Source organism: Candidatus Lokiarchaeota archaeon (assembly GCA_014730275.1).
Lineage (GTDB): Archaea > Asgardarchaeota > Thorarchaeia > Thorarchaeales > Thorarchaeaceae > WJIL01.
Genome location: WJIL01000146.1, coordinates 1 through 3,288 on the forward strand (window position 1 = coordinate 1; position 3,288 = coordinate 3,288).

Sequence of the window (3,288 nt, forward strand, 5' to 3'; positions counted from 1 at the left end):
ACCATTCTTTGTGTTTGCACTGTATAGTCTCCACGTTGGTGACACAGGCAATGAAATCAGACAGACACTTCTGAACAAGGGTGGACGAGATCTTGGATTCTTCAAATCTAGAGGTACAAACTACTTTCCCGGATATACAAGAAAGGGTGTCCTTTTCTGCTCCGAGAATCCGAGCAAGGAAGAGCTTGGCAGAGCAAAAGAATTTGCTGATGAGATAGGACAGAGATATCAAGACGAAACTGCCAGAGTGGAGACATTCGATCCATCGCCTCCAATGATGTACCGTCTTGAACGACTGGCATCAAAGCGGTGGTTAACGGATCATCTTATGAGCAGGACCTTCGTGGTTGACAAAGAAACCTGTATCCACTGTGGAAAATGCGTAGATGCTTGCCCCACAGATAATGTCCATCTTGATGAGGAAGGTTATCCCGAATGGGACCAAGATTGCATTCTTTGCCTATCTTGTGAGATAGCTTGTCCCGAGGAGTCAATCTCGTCAATTCTGGATTCCAATCTCATGAGCCCGATCATCAATTACAATATATCCAAAGGAAAGGAGAATCCGGAAATTGAATTCAAAAGGATATAGCATTCAGAAAATTGTTTTGTCCTTTAGGCCTTCAAATCTCCATACTGACTTATATTGGATGACGCAAACGGCCAAGTGAGGTATGTAAGTGTCCCTCCAGAACTTACTCGAGAGTGTGCAGAAGAATATCGATGAAGGCAATATCAAGTACGCCCTGTTAGATTTGAAGTCAGCCAAAGGCATGGCTCCGGATGATTGGCGGGTAGCCTACTACTACGGTCGCTGTTATCTTGAGACCGGAGAGCTAGACAAAGCAATAGACAATTTGAAGAAGGCGCACGATGCTCAGCCAATCCCAACAGTCAGCTATTTCCTAGCTAATGCGTACGTCAGAAACAAGAACTGGCCCGAAGCGGCCACCGTTGCTGAAGGTGCATTAGCCCAAGAAGTGGGTGACACAGTCACTGAAGCCGCCCTCAACTACATTCTCTCAGGCGCGAATATGGAACAAGGCAATTTGGACAAGGCGATAGCCGCTGCTGAGACGGCTGCTGAGCTTCAGCCTCAGGACGACGATTACAAGACCCACTTGGAAAGGCTACGAAAGGCCAAAGGCTGAAGCTTCTGTGTTCCATTTTGTGGAGCTAGAGCAGAAATCACAAAACCCCGTCCGCATTCGCAGCATAGTGCTCGACAGTTGGATTTGAAGTTGCTCAAGTCCTTGTACCTCAAGAATCATACCGGGGTAGGTTGACCATCAATAGATTTCGGTCCATCGGGAACTATATAACAGGTCAATTCAAAGGCATGCAAAACAACAATACGGAGGCCATTTGGAGTGGAAATAGATTCAGGCGTTGAACCAGAACCATCAGGACCACAGAGACGCGATTTCTCTGTAAGTTGGACGGGAATGGTTTCACGAACATTTGCGTTGTGGAAGCGAAGATTGCCAAGCTACCTTACGATAATGGGTATCACCAGTCTTGCGGTGTATGGGCTCTATTCGGTTGTGCTCATACTACTATTAGGACCATCGGGCGTTGGTATTTTGCCGTATATTGGTACAAGTCCCTTTTCGCTGATAACCTCTCTTGCCCAATTGGGATCGCTATCTATGGATCAGTTCATCGTCTTGGTGCCAATGACAATCATCAGCATGGTCATCTATGCTGTTGCCGGAGGAGCAGCCATCAAGCTTGCATTCGACGATTATGGTGAACCCGGTAGAGGAGATGTTGATATGTCCCTTTCCTATTCCTTCGGGAAGGCATGGAGCCTAATAGGAGCTCAAATCATTGTCGGTCTTGTTCTGCTTATTCTGCAAATACCGACCCTCTTAACGTTTGTATTCATGCTTACCGGCGACATCGAATTGATAGCTATTGCAAGCTTGCTTTCACTTGTAGGTATGGTGCTAAGCGCATACATCGGTACTCGATTAACACCGGTTTCTGCCGTTGTCATAGCAGAAGAGAACACAGGGGCATTTGGAGCAGTTAAGAGAGCGTGGGGGCTTACCTCGGGGAACTTCTGGCACATATTCGGAGGTCAACTCCTGCTGGGGCTCGTGGTTGGTATTATCACAATTATTGTGGAGTTGGTAATCGGAATGCTTACCTTCTCCATTGCCGGCTTCGTTGGAATCGTGATATCAACAATCATTGTGGGGATTCTGTTCAGCTCCGTCGACTATATCTTCCAGACCGTTTTGTACCGCGATCTTGAATCAAGGGCGGCAGAAAGCGAAGAGGACTGGTGGTAGTTCAATAACGGGGGTCATGAGTCCCCCATTTTTTTATTTTCACACCTTTCAATTGGCCGTCTAATTGATGATTGGCAAGTTATCCAAATCTTCAGCATTATGTTAAAATATGAGACCAAAAGTTTGCTCCTTAGCATAGTGACTTGGAGACATAATTGATGCTAGAAGCAGAGTTTTCTAGTGGTCAGAAACAAGATTTCGCAGTTGGTTGGACTGGTCTCGTTTTGAGAACGCTAAGCCTTTGGAAAAGACGACTGCTTAGCTACATTGGCGTCATGGCGACAAGTAAGCTCATTCTATATGCTCTATACATAGTGCCAGTCATTTACATTCTCGGACCTGCCAGTTTAGTCAACATAGTGTATCTGCCCGTGACTCCAAGCGGTGCCATTTTCAATCTGCTCTTTAGTCACGCAACAGCAGTCAGGAATATCCCGATGGGAATAACTGCAATCATACTGACGTTACTGATGTATACCGTCACTACAGCGGCAACGGTCAAGCTCACCCTTGATGATTACGGCAATCCAGGAGCAGGGAATGTGATAGATGCGTTTGGTTTCTCACTTAGGCGCATCTCCATTTTACTCGTATCACTAGCAATAGGGTTTACAGTTTTCCTACTCGGGAGCCCGCTATCGGTACTCAGCTATGCATTCTCCCTATTTCTAATGAATGGCACACTACCCCTTTGGCCGATGCTGCTACTGTTCCTGTTAGCGATAGTAGCTGAGTACGTAGGAATTCGAGCAGCACCTGTATTCGCTATCGCTATTGATGAAGATCATAAGAGCCCATTTGATGCAATGAGAAAAGCATTCAATTTGACCGATTCGCGATTCTGGCATGTCTTTGGGGCCCAATTCATTCTCAACCTTGTCATACTCGTAGTTGTAGGAATCGTGAACATGCTACTTATGCCACTAATACAGATGTCGTTTGTGGTCCATTTCTTGGTATCTTCTATCATCAATGGTGTCCTGATTGCACC

General features: G+C 46.0%; 4 protein-coding genes. All 4 read left to right on the top strand.

Translation table 11 applies throughout. The features are described 5' to 3' along the window. Nucleotides 1-592: 4Fe-4S dicluster domain-containing protein (locus tag GF309_16350; GenBank protein ID MBD3160352.1), on the top strand; the 592-nt coding region annotated here is incomplete at its 5' end. Nucleotides 593-680: 88 nt separating this feature from the next. Next, nucleotides 681-1,151, top strand: coding sequence for a tetratricopeptide repeat protein (locus tag GF309_16355; protein ID MBD3160353.1), 471 nt, complete (start codon nt 681-683; stop codon nt 1,149-1,151). 219 nt (nt 1,152-1,370) lie between these two features. Continuing rightward, entirely contained in the window at nt 1,371-2,297 is a 927-nt protein-coding gene (locus tag GF309_16360) for a hypothetical protein (protein MBD3160354.1), read from the top strand. A 158-nt stretch (nt 2,298-2,455) separates the two neighbouring features. Beyond that, nucleotides 2,456-3,288: hypothetical protein (locus tag GF309_16365; GenBank protein ID MBD3160355.1), on the top strand; the 833-nt coding region annotated here is incomplete at its 3' end.